Annotated in this window: 14 protein-coding genes and 1 pseudogene; 8 read left to right on the top strand and 7 right to left on the bottom strand. The window is 60.0% G+C overall.

Annotation, left to right across the window (positions count from 1 at the left end; translation table 11 throughout):
- Positions 1 to 27 precede the first annotated feature (27 nt).
- The 4 genes and pseudogenes from ACERHN_RS01110 to ACERHN_RS01125 form a co-directional block, all read left to right on the top strand.
- Positions 28 to 1,464, top strand: coding sequence for a mannose-1-phosphate guanylyltransferase/mannose-6-phosphate isomerase (locus tag ACERHN_RS01110; protein WP_415918910.1), 1,437 nt, complete (start codon positions 28 to 30; stop codon positions 1,462 to 1,464).
- Between the two features lie 24 nt (positions 1,465 to 1,488).
- Positions 1,489 to 2,610, top strand: coding sequence for a GDP-mannose 4,6-dehydratase (gene gmd / locus ACERHN_RS01115; protein ID WP_415918911.1), 1,122 nt, complete (start codon positions 1,489 to 1,491; stop codon positions 2,608 to 2,610).
- A gap of 4 nt (positions 2,611 to 2,614) precedes the next feature.
- Positions 2,615 to 3,553 carry a GDP-L-fucose synthase gene (fcl, locus tag ACERHN_RS01120; protein ID WP_415918912.1) on the top strand — a complete coding sequence of 313 codons (939 nt, stop codon included), beginning with the start codon at positions 2,615 to 2,617 and terminating at the stop codon, positions 3,551 to 3,553.
- Between the two features lie 248 nt (positions 3,554 to 3,801).
- Positions 3,802 to 4,488: pseudogene (locus ACERHN_RS01125) on the top strand (hypothetical protein); the annotation flags it as partial.
- A gap of 551 nt (positions 4,489 to 5,039) precedes the next feature.
- Here the strand turns inward: ACERHN_RS01125 and ACERHN_RS01130 are convergent.
- On the bottom strand, positions 5,040 to 5,543 hold the full coding sequence (locus ACERHN_RS01130) for a recombinase family protein (RefSeq protein WP_415918913.1): 504 nt from the start codon (positions 5,541 to 5,543) through the stop codon (positions 5,040 to 5,042).
- A 327-nt stretch (positions 5,544 to 5,870) separates the two neighbouring features.
- Here ACERHN_RS01130 and ACERHN_RS01135 point away from each other — a divergent pair, with 327 nt between their 5' ends.
- The gene (locus tag ACERHN_RS01135) at positions 5,871 to 6,038 is read left to right on the top strand and encodes a hypothetical protein (RefSeq protein ID WP_415918914.1); all 168 of its coding nucleotides are present in this window, start codon (positions 5,871 to 5,873) and stop codon (positions 6,036 to 6,038) included.
- Between the two features lie 550 nt (positions 6,039 to 6,588).
- Here ACERHN_RS01135 and ACERHN_RS01140 read toward each other — a convergent pair.
- The 3 genes from ACERHN_RS01140 to ACERHN_RS01150 form a co-directional block, all read right to left on the bottom strand.
- Complete coding sequence (locus tag ACERHN_RS01140; RefSeq protein WP_415918915.1) at positions 6,589 to 7,752, bottom strand: hypothetical protein; 1,164 nt, start codon at positions 7,750 to 7,752, stop codon at positions 6,589 to 6,591.
- Between the two features lie 344 nt (positions 7,753 to 8,096).
- Positions 8,097 to 10,229 (bottom strand): type VI secretion system Vgr family protein, encoded by a 2,133-nt coding sequence (locus tag ACERHN_RS01145; RefSeq protein ID WP_415918916.1) that lies wholly within the window; start codon positions 10,227 to 10,229, stop codon positions 8,097 to 8,099.
- Between the two features lie 181 nt (positions 10,230 to 10,410).
- Positions 10,411 to 10,923: a recombinase family protein gene (locus tag ACERHN_RS01150; protein WP_415918917.1), complete on the bottom strand. Its 513-nt coding sequence runs from the start codon at positions 10,921 to 10,923 to the stop codon at positions 10,411 to 10,413.
- 706 nt (positions 10,924 to 11,629) lie between these two features.
- On the opposite strand from ACERHN_RS01150, the gene ACERHN_RS01155 reads away from it, so the two are divergent.
- Genes ACERHN_RS01155 through ACERHN_RS01165 form a run of 3 tightly spaced genes read left to right on the top strand, consistent with a single transcriptional unit; the run spans position 11,630 to position 13,485 of the window.
- Positions 11,630 to 12,631, top strand: coding sequence for a hypothetical protein (locus ACERHN_RS01155; RefSeq protein ID WP_415918918.1), 1,002 nt, complete (start codon positions 11,630 to 11,632; stop codon positions 12,629 to 12,631).
- A gap of 9 nt (positions 12,632 to 12,640) precedes the next feature.
- Complete coding sequence (locus ACERHN_RS01160; RefSeq protein ID WP_415918919.1) at positions 12,641 to 13,081, top strand: hypothetical protein; 441 nt, start codon at positions 12,641 to 12,643, stop codon at positions 13,079 to 13,081.
- Positions 13,078 to 13,485 carry a type IV secretory system conjugative DNA transfer family protein gene (locus ACERHN_RS01165; RefSeq protein ID WP_415918920.1) on the top strand — a complete coding sequence of 136 codons (408 nt, stop codon included), beginning with the start codon at positions 13,078 to 13,080 and terminating at the stop codon, positions 13,483 to 13,485. The genes ACERHN_RS01160 and ACERHN_RS01165 overlap by 4 nt, the downstream gene beginning before the upstream one ends.
- 813 nt (positions 13,486 to 14,298) lie before the next feature.
- On the opposite strand, the gene ACERHN_RS01170 is transcribed toward ACERHN_RS01165, so the two are convergent.
- From ACERHN_RS01170 to ACERHN_RS01180, 3 genes are read right to left on the bottom strand one after another with little or no spacing between them, the layout of a single operon-like run.
- A complete protein-coding gene (locus ACERHN_RS01170; RefSeq protein WP_415918921.1) occupies positions 14,299 to 15,498 on the bottom strand; it encodes a type II secretion system F family protein in 1,200 nt (399 codons plus the stop codon).
- Positions 15,495 to 17,000, bottom strand: a complete 1,506-nt coding sequence (locus ACERHN_RS01175) for a GspE/PulE family protein (RefSeq protein WP_415918922.1) — start codon at positions 16,998 to 17,000, stop codon at positions 15,495 to 15,497. The genes ACERHN_RS01170 and ACERHN_RS01175 overlap by 4 nt, the downstream gene beginning before the upstream one ends.
- The gene (locus tag ACERHN_RS01180) at positions 16,939 to 18,891 is read right to left on the bottom strand and encodes a secretin N-terminal domain-containing protein (protein WP_415918923.1); all 1,953 of its coding nucleotides are present in this window, start codon (positions 18,889 to 18,891) and stop codon (positions 16,939 to 16,941) included. The genes ACERHN_RS01175 and ACERHN_RS01180 overlap by 62 nt, the downstream gene beginning before the upstream one ends.
- Positions 18,892 to 18,936 lie beyond the last annotated feature (45 nt).

Here is an 18,936-nt window from a genome sequence, read left to right on the forward strand (position 1 = left end):
AGGCTTTTCAACTGTCAGGGGATCGTGATGCCGCAATCTGAAATCACACCGGTGATTTTGTGTGGAGGGTCAGGATCCAGACTTTGGCCGCTGTCGCGCAAGAGCTACCCAAAGCAGTTTGTGGAACTGATGGGCCCTGAGACGCTGTTCCAGGCCGCGGCAAAACGCGTGTCCGGCGCCACAGACGATGTACGCTTTGCCCCTGTCACCGTCCTGACCAATTCCGATTTCCGGTTCATCGTGACCGAGCAATTGCACGCTGTGGGCGTTGATCCGGGTGCGGTTCTGATTGAGCCTGAAGGGCGCAACACGGCGCCAGCGATTTTGGCCGCTGCGTTGCACATTGCCAAAGAGAACCCTCAGGCGATCATGCTTGTGGCGCCGTCCGATCATGTCATACCCGATGCCGCTGCCTTTCACGAGGCGATCCGCGCGGGTCTGAGCGCGGTGGAGCGGGGCGATCTCGTCACCTTTGGCATCACCGCAACGCACCCGGAAACCGCCTATGGATACCTGGAACTGAGCGCGCCCAGCGATGGGCAGCCGGTCAAACTGTCCCGCTTTGTCGAAAAGCCGGACGCGGACACCGCTCAGTCCATGCTGGAGGCGGGCAATTTCCTGTGGAATGCCGGTATATTCCTGTTTCGGGCGTCTGACATCATCGCAGCCTTCAAGGCTCATGCGCCTGACCTGATGGAGCCGGTGCAGGCCGCCGTGGACGAGGCACAGGTTGACCTCGGCTTTCTCCGCCTCGCGCCCGAACCATGGGCACAGGCGGATGACATTTCGATCGACTATGCCGTGATGGAGCGCGCCGAAGCGTTGTCCGTTGTGCCGTTTTCCGCCGGTTGGTCGGATCTGGGTGGATGGGACGCGGTGTGGCGCGAAAGCGGGCCAGACGCGACCGGGGTCGTTACGCGCGGCGCTGCAACAGCGCTTGATTGCAAGAACACCCTGCTTCAGGCGGTGGGCGAACGGATGGAACTGGTCGGCATCGGGCTCGACAACATCATGGCCGTGGCCATGAACGACGCTGTGCTGGTTGCGGATATGTCCTGTGCGCAGGACGTCAAAAAGGCTGTGACCGTGCTCAAGGATCAGGGCGCATTGCAGGCGACCCAGTTCCCCAAGGATCACCGCCCCTGGGGCTGGTTCGAGAGCCTCGTGATCGGGGGGCGGTTTCAGGTCAAACGGATCCTCGTACATCCCGGCGCCGCGCTGTCCCTGCAAAGTCATGTGCACCGCTCAGAACACTGGATTGTGGTCGAAGGCACGGCGCGCGTCACAATTGATGACGACGTGCGGCTGGTCACCGAAAACCAGAGCGTCTACATCCCCGTGGGCGCGGTGCACCGTATGGAGAACCCGGGCAAGGTCCCGATGGTTCTGATCGAGGTGCAGACGGGCTCTTATGTAGGTGAGGACGACATCGTGCGGTACGAAGATGTCTATGCTCGCAAATGAAACGCGATTGAGCCGAGGACATTCATGAAAAAGGCGCTGATCACCGGCATCACCGGGCAGGACGGGTCATATCTGGCAGAGTTTCTGCTGGAGAAAGGGTACGAAGTGCACGGCATCAAACGCCGCGCCTCGTCGTTCAACACACAGCGTGTGGACCACATCTATGAGGACCCGCATGTTGAGAACCAGCGGTTCAAGCTGCACTATGGCGACCTGAGCGATACGTCGAACCTGACACGCATCCTGCGTGAGGTGGAACCGGACGAGGTCTACAACCTCGGTGCACAAAGCCATGTCGCGGTCAGTTTTGAAGCACCGGAATACACGGCGGATGTCGATGCCATCGGCACCCTGCGATTGCTCGAAGCGATCCGTTTTCTCGGCCTCGAACAGAAAACCCGGTTCTATCAGGCATCCACATCAGAGCTTTATGGCCTTGTGCAGGAAACCCCGCAAAAGGAAACGACGCCGTTTCATCCGCGCTCTCCTTATGCCGTGGCCAAACTGTATGCCTATTGGATCACCGTGAATTACCGTGAGGCATACGGAATGTATGCGTGTAACGGCATCCTCTTCAATCATGAAAGTCCACGCCGCGGCGAGACATTCGTGACGCGCAAGATCACGCGCGGCTTGGCCAATATCGCGCTTGGCCTCGAAGAGTGTCTGTACATGGGCAATATCGACAGTTTGCGGGACTGGGGCCACGCCAAGGATTACGTGCGCATGCAGTGGCTGATGCTGCAGCAGGACGCGGCAGAAGACTTTGTGATCGCCACGGGTGTGCAGTATTCGGTGCGCGAATTCATCACCTGGGCCGCGCGTGAGCTGAGCATTGAACTGGAATTCAGCGGCTCTGGCACGGACGAAGTGGCGACCGTTCGATCGGTCGACAATAACGTAGCACCCGCGGTCAAACCGGGGGACATCCTCATGCGGGTTGATCCCCGCTATTTCCGCCCCGCCGAGGTTGAAACCCTGCTTGGCGACCCGACGCTGGCGCGGGAAAAGCTGGGCTGGGTCCCGGAAATCACCGTGCAGGAGATGTGCGCCGAAATGGTCGAGGCTGACCTCAAGACAGCGCGGCGCCATGCCCTTTTGAAACAGCACGGGCTCGATCTGCCCGTGTCTCTGGAAGGTGGGTAAGCCCATGGCATATGACCTTGAGGGCAAGCGTATCTGGGTTGCGGGCCATCGCGGGATGGTGGGCGGCGCCGTTGTGCGCCGACTGGCCTCCGAACCCTGCAAGGTGATCACCGCAGGCCGCGATGTGGTCGATCTGACGGATCAGCGCGCGGTGCTGGATTGGATGCTGGATACGCGGCCCGACGCCATTGTCATGGCCGCGGCCAAGGTCGGCGGGATCAAGGCGAACGCGGATTTCCCCGTGGATTTCCTGCACCAGAACCTGATGATCGAAGCCAACATTTGTGCCGCGGCGCATGCGGCGGATGTGGGCCGGTTCCTGTTTTTGGGGTCGTCCTGCATCTATCCGAAAATGGCCCCTCAGCCGATCCCCGAAGACAGTCTTCTGACCGGCCCGCTCGAGCCGACAAACGAATGGTATGCGATCGCTAAAATCGCAGGTATCAAGCTGGTGCAGGCGTATCGCACGCAATATGGCCGCGACTGGGTCTCGGCCATGCCCACAAACCTCTATGGCCCCGGTGACAATTACGATCTGGAAACGAGCCATGTGCTGCCCGCGCTTTTGCGGAAATTCCACACCGCCAAAGAGACGGATGCACCCGAGGTTGAGCTGTGGGGCAGTGGCACACCGCTCCGGGAATTTCTGCACTGCGACGACCTTGCCGACGCACTTGTGTTCCTGCTCAAGACCTACTCGGAATATGAGCACATAAACGTCGGCTCCGGGGTCGAAGTGACGATCAGCGCGCTGGCCGAAACCATTGCCGACGTCGTCGGTTACAAGGCCAAGCTGACCTTTGACGCGTCGAAACCGGATGGCACGCCGCGCAAACTCATGGACAGCGGGCGGTTGCACGCTTTGGGGTGGAACAACGTAAGACCTCTGCGGGACGGGATCGCAGACGCTTATCAGGACTTCCTCGCGATGAACCTGCCCTAGGGCAAGGCGCCATAATATCCAAACGCTTCGAAGTCGGCATGGTAGTACGCGCGTACAAGCTTGGTTGTCTCCGCATCTTAGAACCAATTGACCTGCCCCCCCCCCAAACTTCCCTCGTTGTGATGCAGAGGTTGCTCGACCTTTCGAAGGAGCAAACAGATGCGAAAGAGCCATTTCGCCGAGGCGCAGATCATCGGGATGATTTAATGAGCAGGGTTCAAGCGTTTAGCGATTGATCCAGTGGATCAATCGTAGCGACGAACGGGATGGCGACTGCGGAGGTGCGCCGCAAGCATGGCCTCAGCCAGGGTATGTTCTACAAGCACAAATCGAAATACGGCGGCAAGCATTGCTCGGCAACACATGCTTTGCATGTGTGAGAGGGAAGTGTCGAACGTCGTGAAGCTGTGGGCGATAAAAGACGAGAACGCGAGGCTCAAGCGCCTTATGGCGGACACGATGCTGGAGCGAGGCCTTGTCCGCCATTGCTCTGAAGACAATGGACGAGCCTTGTTTTGAAGGACCTGCTGGGAAAGAGCTGACGACGCCAACCGAACGCTGGGATGTAGCGCCGAGGGCGATGCGGGTTAACGATATCTCGCAACGCCGAGCGTGCAGGCTCGTTGAGGTCGCTCCCAAGACCGTTAGGCGTGAACGCCCATCGCGCTGCCCGGCAGGGCATTGCGCGGCACTGTCCCGAGAGACAATGAAGATGGTTCGGCTATCGGTGGATCGGCGTGGTGCTGGAGCGCAAGGGTATGATCATGAACCACATCGGAGTCCGTGTGGCAAAATGTCCGGGGGACCTTTTGTAGGGCGTAGCTCTTTATCGGCTGTACACTGAGGAGAAGCTGGGCGTCAGGCGACGACGGGGCCGCAAACGGGCGCGGGGATCGCGGTCGCCGATGCCAGAGGCTCGGCGGCCAGGTGAGCGCCCCCTCTCGGCAGATTTGGTTGTGCAGATACCCTGCCGGGTAGTGGTCAGGCCGCACTCATCGCTCGGAAATCAAATGCCTGCAGTGGCGAGCCGGACGCTTGAGCAATTTGAGGGCTCCGCGTCCGGCGCGCTTGCCTTGAGCACGACGACGAATATCAAAACCAAATCCGCAGACTCTCGTATTGAATGAGGGAGCCTCCGGGGGCAGGTCAATGTCACCGGCTCTTGCAGGGTTCTTTACAATTGTGAAAGTGAAAGGTTCGAAGGAACGCTATGAGAGTCTTCGTCCGGGTTTGACGGAGGTGGTATACATAGTTACTGCCGCAACATACTTCTTAGAGGCAACGGATTCTTGGGACTTGCTAACAAGTACAATCAAAGGTTTCTTTGGAAGAATGATGAATTATTCACATAATAAACCTTACCGGACTTGAGCCATCAGCTGACCCCACCCAATCTGAGATAGCCGTATGACGGGTTTTGCCTTAGGTTTATGGTCCCGGCCGAAACGACCGTTTTTGGCGTCGCCTTCTTCACTTTCTCCAGTTGTTAGGCTCTTCGGATGGTTTGAACGCTTACGTCAAAGATCCTCGCGATCTCATCCAGCCGACGGCGCTCAACATCACGCATATGACGAACTACGACCCGCGCATCTTCGGACAGCGCAGGAGGGCGGCCCACCAATGTGTCGGATCGAGGTTTTCCCTTTGTCAGTTCTGTGAGCGACGTGAACACGTAAAAGACCTGTTGACCGTCTTCAACGGTGGTGTCTATTTCTTCGCGCAATGATCTCAGATGCGCGCGGCGCTGTCGGATGCTCTCTACAATACCGACGAGTTCCATGAGTGAGCGTGCAAGGTGATGGTAGCTTAATACCACAAGGACGTCCCCAGCTCTGAGCTGGCCCAGCACGGCATTCATTCCTAATGTCTTCTTTCCAGAGGTTGCGTCGACGTCAGAGATGATGCGTTCGGCGCCATGTGCTTCGAGTGATTGGATGAGCGGCCGAAGGTCTTGCTCTGAAGCTGTGGGGGACAGATAACCAAGGATCATAAGTTCATTCTGTCCAGGGTGCCCGAGTCGGATGATCAGAGTGAGTTCGGTTACAAGTAGGCCATCTCGAAGCATACTCTATTCGGTAAAAACGCTCTGTCACGGGCAGTATTTTGTAAACCGTTTTTGCCCGGCCTAACCTGCTGAACATAAGTAGACAATTTATTTGCGCGCCGGAGCGGTAATTCTCAAGACAACCTAAGCCGCTGAAAAATAATGATTTTATGAACGGCTAGCATCATAATTCCGGTACAAAATTTACACAAAAGTCCAACAAACGTGCTTAAATTGAGGAGCTAGCCCTACAGCTGATTCGCAGGCTAGCACATGGAAGTAATCGTGATAATCGATCTGGTTTCCCGGATTGTGGCCATCATTGCTGGAGGGTTCTCCATTTGGCTCGGAGTGGACCGGATCAAATCGAAAGCCAAGACCGATAAGAGCAATGGCTCCCAAAAGAACCTTGATAAGACTGAAGAGGAAGGCGAGGGATAACGCTCTCGAACTAAGTCTCATAATTGTAGGTACATTACTGGTTTTACAGAATTTTGTGGCTGTCTTGAACTACGTAGCACTTTAGATTTCGAGCTGTGCAATGCAGCACTCAACGGTCAAAAACCTCTGCATTCCTTACGCTAACCTCGCCAAGCTCAACTCGCAAATAGGAGTGACTTACTGAGTTTCGCCGGACGTTTTTGGCTTCGGCAATAACCATCGTTTTGGGCCGACATTTCCCATGGAACCAAGATGAAATCATGGTTGACGGGTGCAGGGCTGTGGTTCCGTCTGGGTCGTCTTGCCATCTTCGCTCCTTCGTCCCAGCAACGCTGATGAAATTGCCAGGCACATCCAGCCCGTCTGTGTGATCCAAGGGCGGAAAATCTAGCCCCAGGCGGGGACACTTCCGGTAGCACAGCAATGCATGGGACTGTTGCATTAGTTGGTGATAACCAGCTTTGTGCGCTTTACGGGCCATGCGGTTGCGAACTCGTCCACATTGGCCTCGGTGGCAACGTTGACTGCCCGCCCGTGAGGATCAACATGGTCAATCCTCAACGACCAGCCCTGGCGTGTTCAGGGTCTCAAGCCTTGCAAGGTCGCGCATGAAGACCTCCCAGTACTCATAGTGACCCGACTGGGACATGAGCACCGCGTTGACCCCTTCGAGAAACAGATCAAGGCACAACGCCACCGTCGGATCCATCAGATTGATAAATGTCTCCAGCCCTTCTGCCTGACATCCCATCTGGCGGGCTTGAATGGCAAGGTTGTGGGCGCTGACTATGGCATTGTAGAAATCATCGTCGTTTGATGCGTATCTAAGCCGCGACCCGATGGTGAAAGCGTCGGATTCCATGCCACGGATCTCGCTTTCGATCCTGTCCGCACTGACTGTTCCCTCGCCGAAAGAGATATCATTGGCTTCACGGATATCGGCCTGACAGAACATGAGCGACGATTCCAGTTGCTGCGCCAAACTGGCGCCGGTCTGCCGCGAAAAGCGCGCCCCTTCGCCCGGGATGTCTTGCCCGGTCGTCGCTGACACCAGGATGTCTGTCAGGGACATGCTGTTGAGATTTCCGTATTGGTCAAAGTGCTTCTCGGCCAGACGAACAACAGACCCCACCGACACGAGAAGAAACATCGGCTTCAAGAAGAACGGAGTACGGCTAGGGACCCAACTGTCCGGGTGCAGGAAACCTACGCCATATCGGTTCAGGGCGATCTGCATCACAAGCTTGATTACAAACCCGCCTGCCACTCGGCCAGAGAATCCAGCAAGATTCCGCATCACCGTGTGGTTCAGATACGCACCGAAGAGGACCGTTGACCTCGCTTTGAAGGATGGCGAGCCATCGCCGATAACCACCTCCGTGAACCGGTCGATCGTCTGTGTGTTGCGGTCCTTCGCCTCAGGTCCAAGAAGGTTGGCCCAGGCCGCTACACCATAAAGGAACCACCGGATATCGTCGGGATAAGAGATGAAACCGTGCCCGAACTGCGCGATCGCCTGCGGCGTCGTTAATTGGCTGGTGAAGTCGCGAAAAACCTCAGAATGCGTGCGGCCGTACATAAAAAGCTCTTCCGCAGAGCCGGAGACGACTTCGGCAAAGTCTTCGTCGCCTTCCCGCACAAGCACGGGCGACCCAAACAGACCTGGCGATCCTGTATTGTACGTGCCGTCCTCGGCGATATAGCCGTCCTGCATGCAGCTTTTCCTCTAAAGACGTTTGTAGATTGAGAGATCGAATGGCCGAGAGATCACAAACCAAATCGCGTTCCAGATCAGGTAGAGAATGAATGCAATAATGAGACCGAGGCCAAGCGTAAGAATGACAGCGGCCATATTTGGCGCGACCCAGCCGTTCCAGAAACCGTGGTCTGCTTGATGTGCCGACAAGTGCCACTTCCGCAGTCTATATTCGGTTCCGCAGTTCGAGCACGTATAGCGCGAGGGCAGGCCCGGAATACGTTTCCCGTCAAAACTGGCGAGCGAGGGCAACGTTCGCTCCCCGCACACCTTGCAAGCGATGTTTTGCGTCCGGTCCTTGGTCAATTCAGGTCGATCCTTTTCGCTGCAAGCGAGATTTCACCACCGGCTGACAATTTCATATCGCCCTTTGCCTCAAGGTCCATGCTGTCCCGAGAAACAAGCGTCATTTTGTCGGCAATGATCGTCGCAGATCCGTCTTCCCGTAGCGTCACACGCGCTTTGCCAACTGAAATCGTGACGGTCTTGCCCGCGTTAACAAGAACGGACTTCCCATCCACGGAGTACTTTCGCGGCGTGTTAAACTGAAATCCGCCCGTCGCCCGAGATGAGGCGACGCCCTCGATCGAGACGTTGTCTGATCCTTTAACCTGGAGAGTTCTGTTCTCGCCAATGTTCTCGCTCACGTTCCCCTCTACATCAACCATCATGTTGCCGGTTCCAGGCCGTTCAAGCGCCTGCTGGAACGGAAACAGAAGCGAAGACAGGGTATCTGTTGTATCGTAGGCGCGTTTGGACAAATTTCTGTCATGCGCGTTGGACGATACTTCGATGGCATATCCACCACCGATGCTGACAAGTTCGTCGCCACCGATCCTCCGCAGAGACATGCCGAATACGGCATCAAGGCTGTGACGATCCACGACGCCGGTACGGTTGTGCTTCGTCTTGATGTTGAGATCCTTTTGCGCCCGCAAGAAGACTTCCTCGCTCTTGCGCTGGTCTTCGAACCTCAACTCGTTGAAGCCGTCATACCCGCTTTGATGGCTGTCGGTCCTGAACGTGCTGCGCGTCTTATGCTCTGGCAGCGCATACGGAGTATCATTCTTCCCGTTATACACACACCCCGTGACGATCGGCTTGTCCGGGTCGCCGCGCAGGTGCTCCACGATCACCTCCATGCCGATGCGCGGGATGACCATGCCGCCCCAGCCCTTCGACGCCCAGTTCTGCGATACCCGCACCCGCATCGTATGCGCGCCCTCGAGGTCCCAGTGGAACCGGCACAAAATCCGGCCGTGTTCGTCGCAGTCAATCTCGCCCTCGCCCACAACCACCGCCGTCTCCGGGCCCTGCACGCGGGGGCCCACCGTCCGCTGTTCGGGCCGATACGGCGTGTCGTCCGGCATCAGGACATAGGTCCCGGCATAAGGCGCCTGATCGCCGCCCGTATCCCCGGACCCGTAGCCTTGCGCGCGGAACCGGTGCGTGGCCTTCAGGCACACGAAGCCCAGTCCCGTCGCGCCCACCACATCATCGCCGCCAAGCGTCACACGCCAGCCCGCGCCCAAAGACACCACATCGCCCGCCGCCTCGTGCCGCGGCGCCTGACCGCGTTCGGCGTCCACGCGTGTGCCCACAACGCTGCGCCCCTGGCCCTGCTCCAGGTAATCACCGGGCCAGTCATAGCTCTCTATATCACCCGACGGATGGCTGGCATCGCCGGTCTGATCGACCTCCTGCGCCGCCGTCGGAATCTTGAAATTATACTCCGTCAGCCGCACCGCACCCGTGGTGATCCGCTGCCCGGGCGACCAGCGGCTGAAGTGTTCCTCATCATGCTGATGAAACCCTGCGATGCGAAAAAAGGGACGGCTTGATCCGGGCACCTCCGGCAGGCTGAAAGCCGCGTCGGTCAGCACCAGCGTATGGTTGCCCGCCTCGTGCCGCCAGGACCAGGAGATGCCGTGGCGCTCCAGCTGGCGGCGCACGAAATCGGCGTCGCTGTCGCCGTACTGCACCGTATATTCCAGCACCGGATAGTCGCTCGTGACCTGAACATCCAAATGCGGGGCGCCCAGACCGGCGTAGTCGTCCAGAACCGCGCGCACGATGTCGATGACGGTTTTGTCGTGGAAGATCCGCATGTTCCGGCGCAGGGATGCCACGTGCAGCCAGGGCCGCAGGATCAGATCATAGCGAAACCCATTCTCGTCCGTGCCCCGCGCCTGGGCCTCGGCCACAATCCCATCAAAGGCGCGCGTGCCGCTGGCGTGGTCGATCAGAACGGTGGCGTGGGTGCCCAGAAGCGCGTGCAGGTCAATCTCGGCTTGCTCCGAAAGTGCTTCAACAGTCCACGCAAAATCGCCGGACATCTCCTCGGCGCCGTCCATTCTGAGCAGCACCAGCGCGTCCGGCCCAAGCGCCGTCTCCAACCGCCCCTGACGCCCCGCCTGACCAAAATGCGCGTTCACAAAGCCACCTCGCAACCACCACCCATGCGCGAAACGTGGCGCAGGCGACGTGTGAGTGCAAGTAACAAACGTGGGTCTCTACTCCCGCGCTTGCACAGAGCGAGATTGTGTTTGTGTGACACGTCTGCGGCGTGTGACGCGTCTTGTCCGGCGCCGCTGCCCCACTCCAGCCGTTCTACGTTTACGAGTTGGGTGTTTTGTCCCTGACGCGCATTATGGTCTGTCTGGATGTGTTGTAGCGGCGTGCGACGGCGGCGATGGTATCGCCTGCACGCAGATCTGCGCACACTGCCTTTTGAGTGGCCTCATCAAGCGATGGTGCGCGCCCGAGCCGTCCGCCCTTCACGCCGCGCCCCAGTGCCTCTTTGCGTTCGTTTACTTTCAACTGATCGAACGCCGCCATGGCTTCCATGAACGCCACAAAAGGCGTGCTGCCTGCAATGCGCACGTCCGGGCTGAGGGACGTACAGTACGGTTCGGCGCCCCTGTCCACGATCATATGGACCGTCTTCAGGATGTCAGCGGCGTCGCGCCCCAACCCGTCCAGGGTGTATACAATCAGCCTGTCGCGTGGCTGCAGCTGCCGGATGAGAGCCATCAGCCTTGGCCGCCCGGAGGCCGCGACTGAGGCGCCGACACGCTCGGTCACGGCAAGGCGGCTGTGTACCGTGAAGCCGTTCGCACGTGCCGCCATCACGTGGGTCCGCACTGTTGCCTTTTCTGCCGCGACACGGGTTTGCCATGCCCCATCGTCTTTAGCGGGCAGGCGGACATATACGTGGTCTTTGGGGGGCATAGGCCGGGGTCTTCCTTCCATTCATAGATGGACGCTCTTTGCGTGTTCTGCGAGGCCCGCAGGACTGACGTCCTGAGCACGTGTTGACGATGTATCACAGAGAGCAGGCTGCGTCCGAAAGTGTTTGCGGACGGTGTGATGAATTGAGCAAGACGTGGCATTCAGGGTCTGCCGCCGAGGCCAGGCAGATGGTCGTGGGCGGAGCGGGGAGAATGTGTGGGCCACAATTGCCAATATATAGGCAATTGTCTTTACCCACCCATTTATGCCACGCTATGGCCATGAAACCGCTAAGTCACTGTTTTTACACCATTCCCGCTGTGGGAAGCTGTGGCCCGGGGGTGGGACAAGGCTGGGCCACACCCTTTGGGATCCGCATAAGGTTCTGTTTTTGCGCAAAAAACAGGTTGCGGACAGTCCGTAAATACCATCGGACGCATTTATCTTTTGTATCTCATAGCCTTATAGGTCTTTGCAGTTTGCTGCGTAGTGTGTGGGAACCTTCTGAGGCCCAAAGGGCCGAACAGACCGGGTGCGCGGTCATTGTCTTTGCTGCGTTGTGCTTTGGGCTTGATCCCTGTTTTGGGCCATGCGGCCTGAGCGGATGGTAAAGCCGTCACCAGATCTGGGCGCGTGGGTACGCGTGGTCAAACTGTACTCCGCCAGGGATCTGGCGCAGGCAACCACAGAGGCACGGCGTCGGTCCTCGCGGCAGACGGCGCAGCGGCGGGACTGGGCGCAGCCAGGGGCCGGGATCGCCTGGGCCTTGAGTGCGGACCCGCGCGACATGACGGCAGCCTTTGCGGCATTCCAAAACACCGCCAAAGCCCGTCTGCGCAAATCCGCCCCGCTCGGCGTACACGTGGTCTGCGCTGTGGACCCGGAATGGACCGCGCATTGGGGCGATCCGCACGGGTCGCGCAATGCCGGCAACCGAGCGCTGTTTGATCTGGCTGTAGGCTGGGTGAACGGCTGGGCAGGGTCCGATCTGGTGGACGCGCCTGTTTGGGCCGCACGGCTTGATCTGGATGAGGTGGGGGCGGCGCGGGTGGATGTGTTTGTCTCGCCAGTGTTTGCCAGCCGGGGTTGGCCGGTGGTGTCCAGTCAAAAAGCACTGGCGCGGCTGAAGGCGGCGCACAAGCTGCCCACGGAATATGCCGCCCTTCAGGCGTCCTGGGCCGCGCAGTGCCAGTCCCATGACTGGCCCGCACCACCGGAACGGGCGACGGCCTTGCAAGCGCGTGTATCGCCATCGGGGCAGCGTGGAGTAGGTTTTGACCGCCAGGCCCTCGCGAGAGCCCACAGAGCGGCTCTGAGCGGCTCTGTGGGGGCAGACACGTATCCGATGCAAGTACCACCCCGCTCTGGCCCTGAGATGGCCTCTGAGGCGTCTGATACGGGCGCTGGCACCAAGGAAGGGTCCAAGGAGGCCACGCAGTCCCCTGCCCCGCGCCAAGGCATTCGTGCAGCGCTTCGTGATCTCGATCTGGAGCACAGCATGCCCCCCGCCGCGACACGCGCGCGCTACGAGGTGTTGCAAGCCTTTGCGCAAGCGGCAGATCTGTTACCGGAGATAGACCGCTGCCGCCGCAATCCCGCTGCGTAGCGCCCGGCGGTGGTCTATCCCGACACTTACGGCGATGTGCGCAAAGAGGTGGTGTCTCGCGCCCCAGGCGCGCCGTGGCGGCAGGATGTGTGGCTCGACATTCTCTGTGCTGGCGCGCGTCGCATCGGCCGTCAGCTCGCACAGATCGGCCTGCCGTCGCATGCAGACGGTTTTGCGCCAGGCCGGCCTGTGCCGCAAGACGTGCAGCGCTGGTTCCCGGACTACGGGGATGTGGCGACGCTTGCCATCATGGAGGTTCACGCAGCCCTCGACATGATCGAGCAACAGGTGCTGTTGGCCATGCCGGACTACAAAGGCAGCGATGATCTGCGTGGCATCGAGGTGCAGGAGCTCTGCGACTGGCAATTGTCCCAAAACAGCGCGTATCTGAAGCTGCTGCGGTTGAGTGCGGCCTGGCAGCAGGATCTTTCCGAACAAGGGCCCGTGTGACCCGCCCGCTGTCTTCCGTCGCCGCTTCGCGCAGCCTGGAAAAACCATATGGTTCTGACGGGCGTGCAAGGATTTTAACCGCCGAAGGCGGCGCGCAGCGTCCTTGCAGGGCCGGCACGGTTCTATGGTTTGATGATCCCCGAAGCCAGACCGGAACACACCGGGCACACCCCCACTGTCTTTGGTTGGGCAAGCATAAAAAAAGTCGTAAGCGCCTCCCCTGCCTGTTCTTGCCCGATGAATTCGCCGCACTGGGGCATCTGGAGGCTGTAGTGCGCGCCATAGGACTGATAGCAGACTACGGGCTTCAACTCTGGCCGATCCTGCAGGAAATGAGCCAACTCAAGAACCTTTATGGCGACCGCGCTGGCACCTTCAAGCCCGGTGATGGTCCCAGTTTCTAGAACAACCTCATGGGCCGCGATCTGCTGACACCCGATGAAATCATGCAGCTCCCGGCGGATCGTCAGCTCCTGCGCGTCTAGGGCCAAGCCACCACCGTTGCGCAAAAGCTGCGCTACTACGCTGATCCTGAATTTGCCGGGCCGTTCACACCAGACACCCGACAACCTGAAAGCAATCTTCCATGTCCGATACACCCGCCCCCCCTGCCCCGCTTTCAGACTATGATCTGCGCGAAACGCTCGATCTTCTCGCCACGGCAGTCGCCAGCATCTAGGATCGCGTGGATGATCAGACACGGGTGCTCGACCGGAAGCTCGCTCTGCCTCCTTCGCTGCTCGAAAGCAGACGGACCCGGAACACTACGGCGATAGTGTCGGCGCGACTGTTGACGGCAAGATCGGCGACACACTGACCCGCGTTGGCTAGATGGCAGGTGCTCTGCTCCGGGGCGCCCAACCAATCAAGGGAGTTATCAAGAAAGCCGACGATGCTAGGTCAGACACGATGCGTCAGCTCTGCGAACGGGAACAGAAGTTGGATCGTTTCAAAAGCCGTCTTCCATGGTTTGGGTGCATTTGTTCTGGCTCTTGTCCTGACAGTGATGCTTCAGCGTTTCTTAGCTGACAACGGTTCCATGTGCGTTGTCCTTGGAGCCTCCTAGACTGCGACAACCACGGGTGGCGATGCCTGCGTATTTCACCAGCAGTGATTGGTTAAAGCGCAGCCGGTCATTGACTCTGTCTGTGATACTGGGTGTTATATACGTGTGAGAATCCGTATTATGTAAATTATTTCGATCCGAAAAAGATCCGTCAACCAACGACAGCCTGCAGATCAAAGATCGGCAACAGCACGGCCAACACAATGACCAGAACCATTGCACCCACCACCATCATCAGCACGGGCTCCAGAACGGCGGCGATGCGTTTGCGTTCGGTGATCAGGCCGTGCTCGACCATTTGCGCCGCTCGTTCAGCCATGGGGGCGAGGTTAGCGGAGGCTTCGCCCGCCTGGATCAGCTGATGTGCCACGGGCGGGACGAAACTCAGCGCGTCCAAAGCGTGTGACAGGCTCTGCCCGCGACTGATGGCATCCTGCACCGCGCGCCCTTCATTGCGAAAGCGCGCCACGTGGAGTACGTCGCCCGCGCTTTCCACGGCATTCGGCACCGTATTGCGGCTCGCCAGGACAAGCGCCAGCGTGCGCAAGTACTGCACCGCGGCCTCCAATGCCATAAAGCGACCGACAAGAGGCATGCGCAAGGCAACGCGCGTTTTCCAGGACGCGACCTGCGGAACGGTGCGCGCAGCGACCGCGAACATAACACCGCTGGTCACCGCGATGACCAGCGCAATCGCATTGTCTTGCACCCAGTTGGACACGGCCAGAACCGCTTGGGTGATCGGCGGCAACGGCTGCCCGGTCAGAGCGAACATCGCGACGATTTCGGGGGCAACACTGACCATCAGGATCGCACACACGACAAGAGACACCGCAGCGACAAAGGCCGGATAGATCAACGCGGTGCCAATAACCGCCTTGTCCTCGCCCTGCCGTTCGAGAAAATCCGCCAATTCGGAAAAGACGGCGGCAAGGTCCCCGGCACGCTCCCCCGCTTCGACCGACGCCAGAAGATAGGCGGGAAAACCTGCACCACTGGCCACCAGGCTTTCCGACAACCGCGCACCCTCCATCAGCTGTGCCCGCGCCCGTGCGGCTACAGCCTCCAGCGCCTTGTGCCCGCCCTGCCCAACCGCTTGCAACGCCGCCTCGACCGGCATATCTGCGCTCAAAAGCACGGCCATCTGCCGGGTAAAGACGGATTGCAGCGCCGCAGACAATGCCGTGCGCCGGGGTCGCAACCCGCGCCCCTCCGCCTTGACGCTGAGGTCGGACACAAAGAGCCCTTGCGCCTCAAGCTGCGTTGCGGCGGCTGTCTCCGTCTCTGCCACCACGGATCCGGTGCGCCGGTCCCCGTCACCGGTAAAAGCGACATAGGCGAACGCCTTCATGCGACGTCCCCGACCACACGCAAGGTCTCCGCCAGCGATGTGTGCCCCGCGGCCACTTGCAACAATCCCTGACCAAAGAGCGTTTCCGCTTCGGTCAAGGCCAGGGCCGCCAGCGCGGATTCAGCCTCGCCCGCATCAATGGCGGCACGCAGTTTTTCACCGACTTCGATCATCTCAAAGATCCCGACTCGCCCGTGATATCCCGAGCTGTTGCACTCCGCGCACCCGCGCGGGTCATGCACCTGTTCGGGCACAGGCAGCCCGTGCCGGTCAAAATGCGCGGCTTCTGCGGGTGTCGGGGGATGCGGCGCGGCACAATGACTGCACAGACGGCGCAACAGCCGTTGCGCAATCACGCCGCGCAATGTCGCAGCGATCAGGAAATTGTCCACACCCAGATCGCGCAGCCGCACCACGGACCCGACCGACCCGTTCGCGTGCAGTGACGAAAACACAAGATGCCCGGTCAGCGCGGCCTGAGCAGCGACGCTGGCGGTCTCTGCATCCCGGATTTCACCCACCAGAATAACGTCAGGGTCCTGCCGCAATGTCGCGCGCAAGCCGCTGGCAAAGGTCATGCCGATGTCTGCGTTGATCTGGCTCTGGCTGATACCGGGCAGGTCGTATTCGATCGGGTCTTCGACCGTGACGATGTTGCGTTCATCCCGGTTGGACAATTGCAGCAGCGAATACAGCGTTGTCGTCTTGCCCGCCCCGGTGGGGCCCGTGGCGAGGATGATCCCGTTGGGCAGCGACGACAGCCGCTCCAGCAAACCCACCTGCCCTGCGCTCAGCCCCAGATCGCCCAGATCCATAAGACCCGACGCCCGGTCGAGGATCCGCAGCACCACACGCTCGCCGTAATGTCCGGGCAACGCGCTGACCCGGGTGTCGATCATGCGGCCCCCCATCGCCAGCGCGATGCGCCCGTCCTGTGGCAATCGCGTTTCGGCAATATCAAGACCCGCCATCACCTTGAGCCGCGACACCACACGGCGCGTTGGCACGTCAGACCGATCCATGATCTTTTGCAGAAATCCGTCAACGCGCATCCGCGCGCGCAACCCGTCTTCGTAGGGCTCGATATGCAGGTCGGATGCGCCCGCTGAAACGGCCTGACGCAAGAGCTGATTGACCAGCTGGATAACAGGCGCGTCCTCGTCCGCCTCCAGAAGGTCGCGCTGCCGCTTGGTGCCCGCCGCGTCTTCGAGTTCAAACAGAACCCCGTCCTCGGGTGCCGTCGCGCCCTGCTCATAGGTGCGCGTCAGAGCGATATCAAAGCCCGCTGCACTCAGCTCTTCGATGACAAGGTCAGTGTGCCCCGCGACCGCTGCGCGCCGTTGCGCCTCGCGCAATCCATTGGAGGTCGGCGACGGCCCGAGGATCAGCCGCGGACCGTCCCAGATCACCTGGCTGTCGCGCGCAAACCCATAAGGCAGTTTAGCCGCCAAACTGGATTCTGCCGGGGAGCGGGGGAAGGTTTCGGCTTTGGGCGACTTCATCCACAAATCCCGCATCAAACGGTTGATCCAGATCGACACCGTCAAAGGGCAACGTGCCCTGCGGTGTACGCGGATATCTTCCATCATCTTCGGGCGCGATGGCAAGGCTTGCCGTTTTGGTCTTGCGCGCCAGTTGCCGGGTCAGCTTGCGTGCCTCGGCATCCGATTCAACAACGCGGGGGCGCAGCATCACCAGCAGCACCCGCTGGTCTTCGGTTGCGTTCTTGCCGCGGAAGAGGCCACCCACCAGCGGCAGTTTCGAGATCCCCGGCACCCGTTGTGCCACCGATCCCGACCCGTCTTCGAGAAGGCCGCCCAGCATGATGACGTTGCTGTCGCGCACCAGCACGGTGGTCGACAAGGCCCGGCGCGCCGTGATCTCTCCGCCTGCGGCAGAGGTGCCGTTGGTCAGGCTCGAGACTTCCTGCTCGATCTCAAGACGCACGGTCCGGTCCGCGTTGATCTGTGGTGTGACCGTCAGGGTCAGGCCGACATCCTGCCGCTCGATGGTCTGGAACGGATTGTCGGGCTGATTGGATTCGCCCACCTGACTGAACGATCCGGTGACAAACGGCACGTTCTGCGCCACGACAATCTCCGCCTCCTGGTTGTTCAGGGTCATGATTGACGGTGTCGACAGCAGCCGGGTGGAGGTCGATGTGGTGATCGCGGTCAAAAGTCCCGCGATGCCGTCCTCGCCATTCTGGGCCGCGCCACCGACAAAACCGCCGGACCCGGCGGATGCGGTTGCGCCGTCGTCGAGGATTGACGACACAAGCCCCGACAGGCTGGGCCGCCCCTCGAGCGAGAATTCGACGCCGCCCACCACCGCTTCGTTCAGGATCGCCCCGAATTGCACGGCGAGGTCGGAAAATCCCTGTACCGACATTTCGAAAATGACCGCCTCGACCAGTACCTGCGTGGGGCGGCGGTCAAGAAAATGGACCATGTTGATGATGTTGTGCAGGTCCTCTTCTGACGCCGTGACCAGCAGCGCATTGGTCTGCGTGTCGGCCACGATCCGGGGGCGGATGTAACCGGGTCCGGGCGCATCATCCTCGACCGCGCGCAGGACCACATCCGCCAGCGTCGCCGCATCGGCATAGTTCAACTCGATCGCATGGCTCACGACATTGTCCCGCTGGGTGTCGAGCCTGCCCGCGAGCACGCGCAGTTGCCTGCGCAACGCGTCGTCCCCCGACACGACCAGCGCATTTGACCGCTGGTCCACGGTGACGGCGGCGGTTTCGGGCACAATGCCCATGGCCTCGATGACCTGCAGAACTTCGCTGGCATTGGCGTTGCGCAACCGGATCAACTCGACCGGTGCCTCGCGCGGTTGATCCAGACGCGCGACCAGCGTTTCAATCCGGTCGATGTTCTGCGCCCTGTCCGACAGAAGGATCAGACGCGACCGCGGCACCGAGGTCAGCACCGCTTCGGCTGGCAAGAGCGGGCGGATCACCTCGACCACCTCATCCAGCGGCGTATTCCGCACCTCGATGACCCGCGTTTCATATCCTGCGCGCGTGATGTCCACCGGACCGGTGGATTGTTCGCGGGCGACATTCATCGGCACGACACGGGCCACGGTCCCGTTTTCGATCAAGGTCAGTCGGTTCAGCTCAAGCACGCTCAGGAACACTTCATAAAGCGCATCACTGGTCAGCGGCTGCGGAGCCAGCACCGTTACCGTGCCGCGCACTCCGGGATCCAGCACGAAACTGCGCCCGGTCGCTTCGGCGACGATCTCGACAAAACTCCGCAGGTCCGCATCGCGCAGCTGCAACTCAACCGTATCGGAACTTTGGGCACGCACCGCGCTGGCACCCGACCAAAGGACAAGGAAACAGGCCATGACAATGGCCCACAAAACGTTGGTGCTGCGCATACTGCTCTCTGCCTCGATGCCCCCCGTTTCCGATCATTCGCGCCG

The organism is Tateyamaria rhodophyticola (assembly GCF_047777875.1).
Classification (GTDB): domain Bacteria; phylum Pseudomonadota; class Alphaproteobacteria; order Rhodobacterales; family Rhodobacteraceae; genus Tateyamaria.

Coding starts and splice junctions, on each gene's coding strand:
- ACERHN_RS01110 (WP_415918910.1), top strand. CDS start 28: ATGCCGCAATCTGAAATCACACCGGTGATTTTGTGTGGAGGGTCAGGA.
- gmd (WP_415918911.1), top strand. CDS start 1,489: ATGAAAAAGGCGCTGATCACCGGCATCACCGGGCAGGACGGGTCATAT.
- fcl (WP_415918912.1), top strand. CDS start 2,615: ATGGCATATGACCTTGAGGGCAAGCGTATCTGGGTTGCGGGCCATCGC.
- ACERHN_RS01130 (WP_415918913.1), bottom strand. CDS start 5,543: ATGATCCTTGGTTATCTGTCCCCCACAGCTTCAGAGCAAGACCTTCGG.
- ACERHN_RS01135 (WP_415918914.1), top strand. CDS start 5,871: ATGGAAGTAATCGTGATAATCGATCTGGTTTCCCGGATTGTGGCCATC.
- ACERHN_RS01140 (WP_415918915.1), bottom strand. CDS start 7,752: ATGCAGGACGGCTATATCGCCGAGGACGGCACGTACAATACAGGATCG.
- ACERHN_RS01150 (WP_415918917.1), bottom strand. CDS start 10,923: ATGGCGGCACGTGCGAACGGCTTCACGGTACACAGCCGCCTTGCCGTG.
- ACERHN_RS01155 (WP_415918918.1), top strand. CDS start 11,630: ATGGTAAAGCCGTCACCAGATCTGGGCGCGTGGGTACGCGTGGTCAAA.
- ACERHN_RS01170 (WP_415918921.1), bottom strand. CDS start 15,498: ATGAAGGCGTTCGCCTATGTCGCTTTTACCGGTGACGGGGACCGGCGC.
- ACERHN_RS01175 (WP_415918922.1), bottom strand. CDS start 17,000: ATGAAGTCGCCCAAAGCCGAAACCTTCCCCCGCTCCCCGGCAGAATCC.
- ACERHN_RS01180 (WP_415918923.1), bottom strand. CDS start 18,891: ATGCGCAGCACCAACGTTTTGTGGGCCATTGTCATGGCCTGTTTCCTT.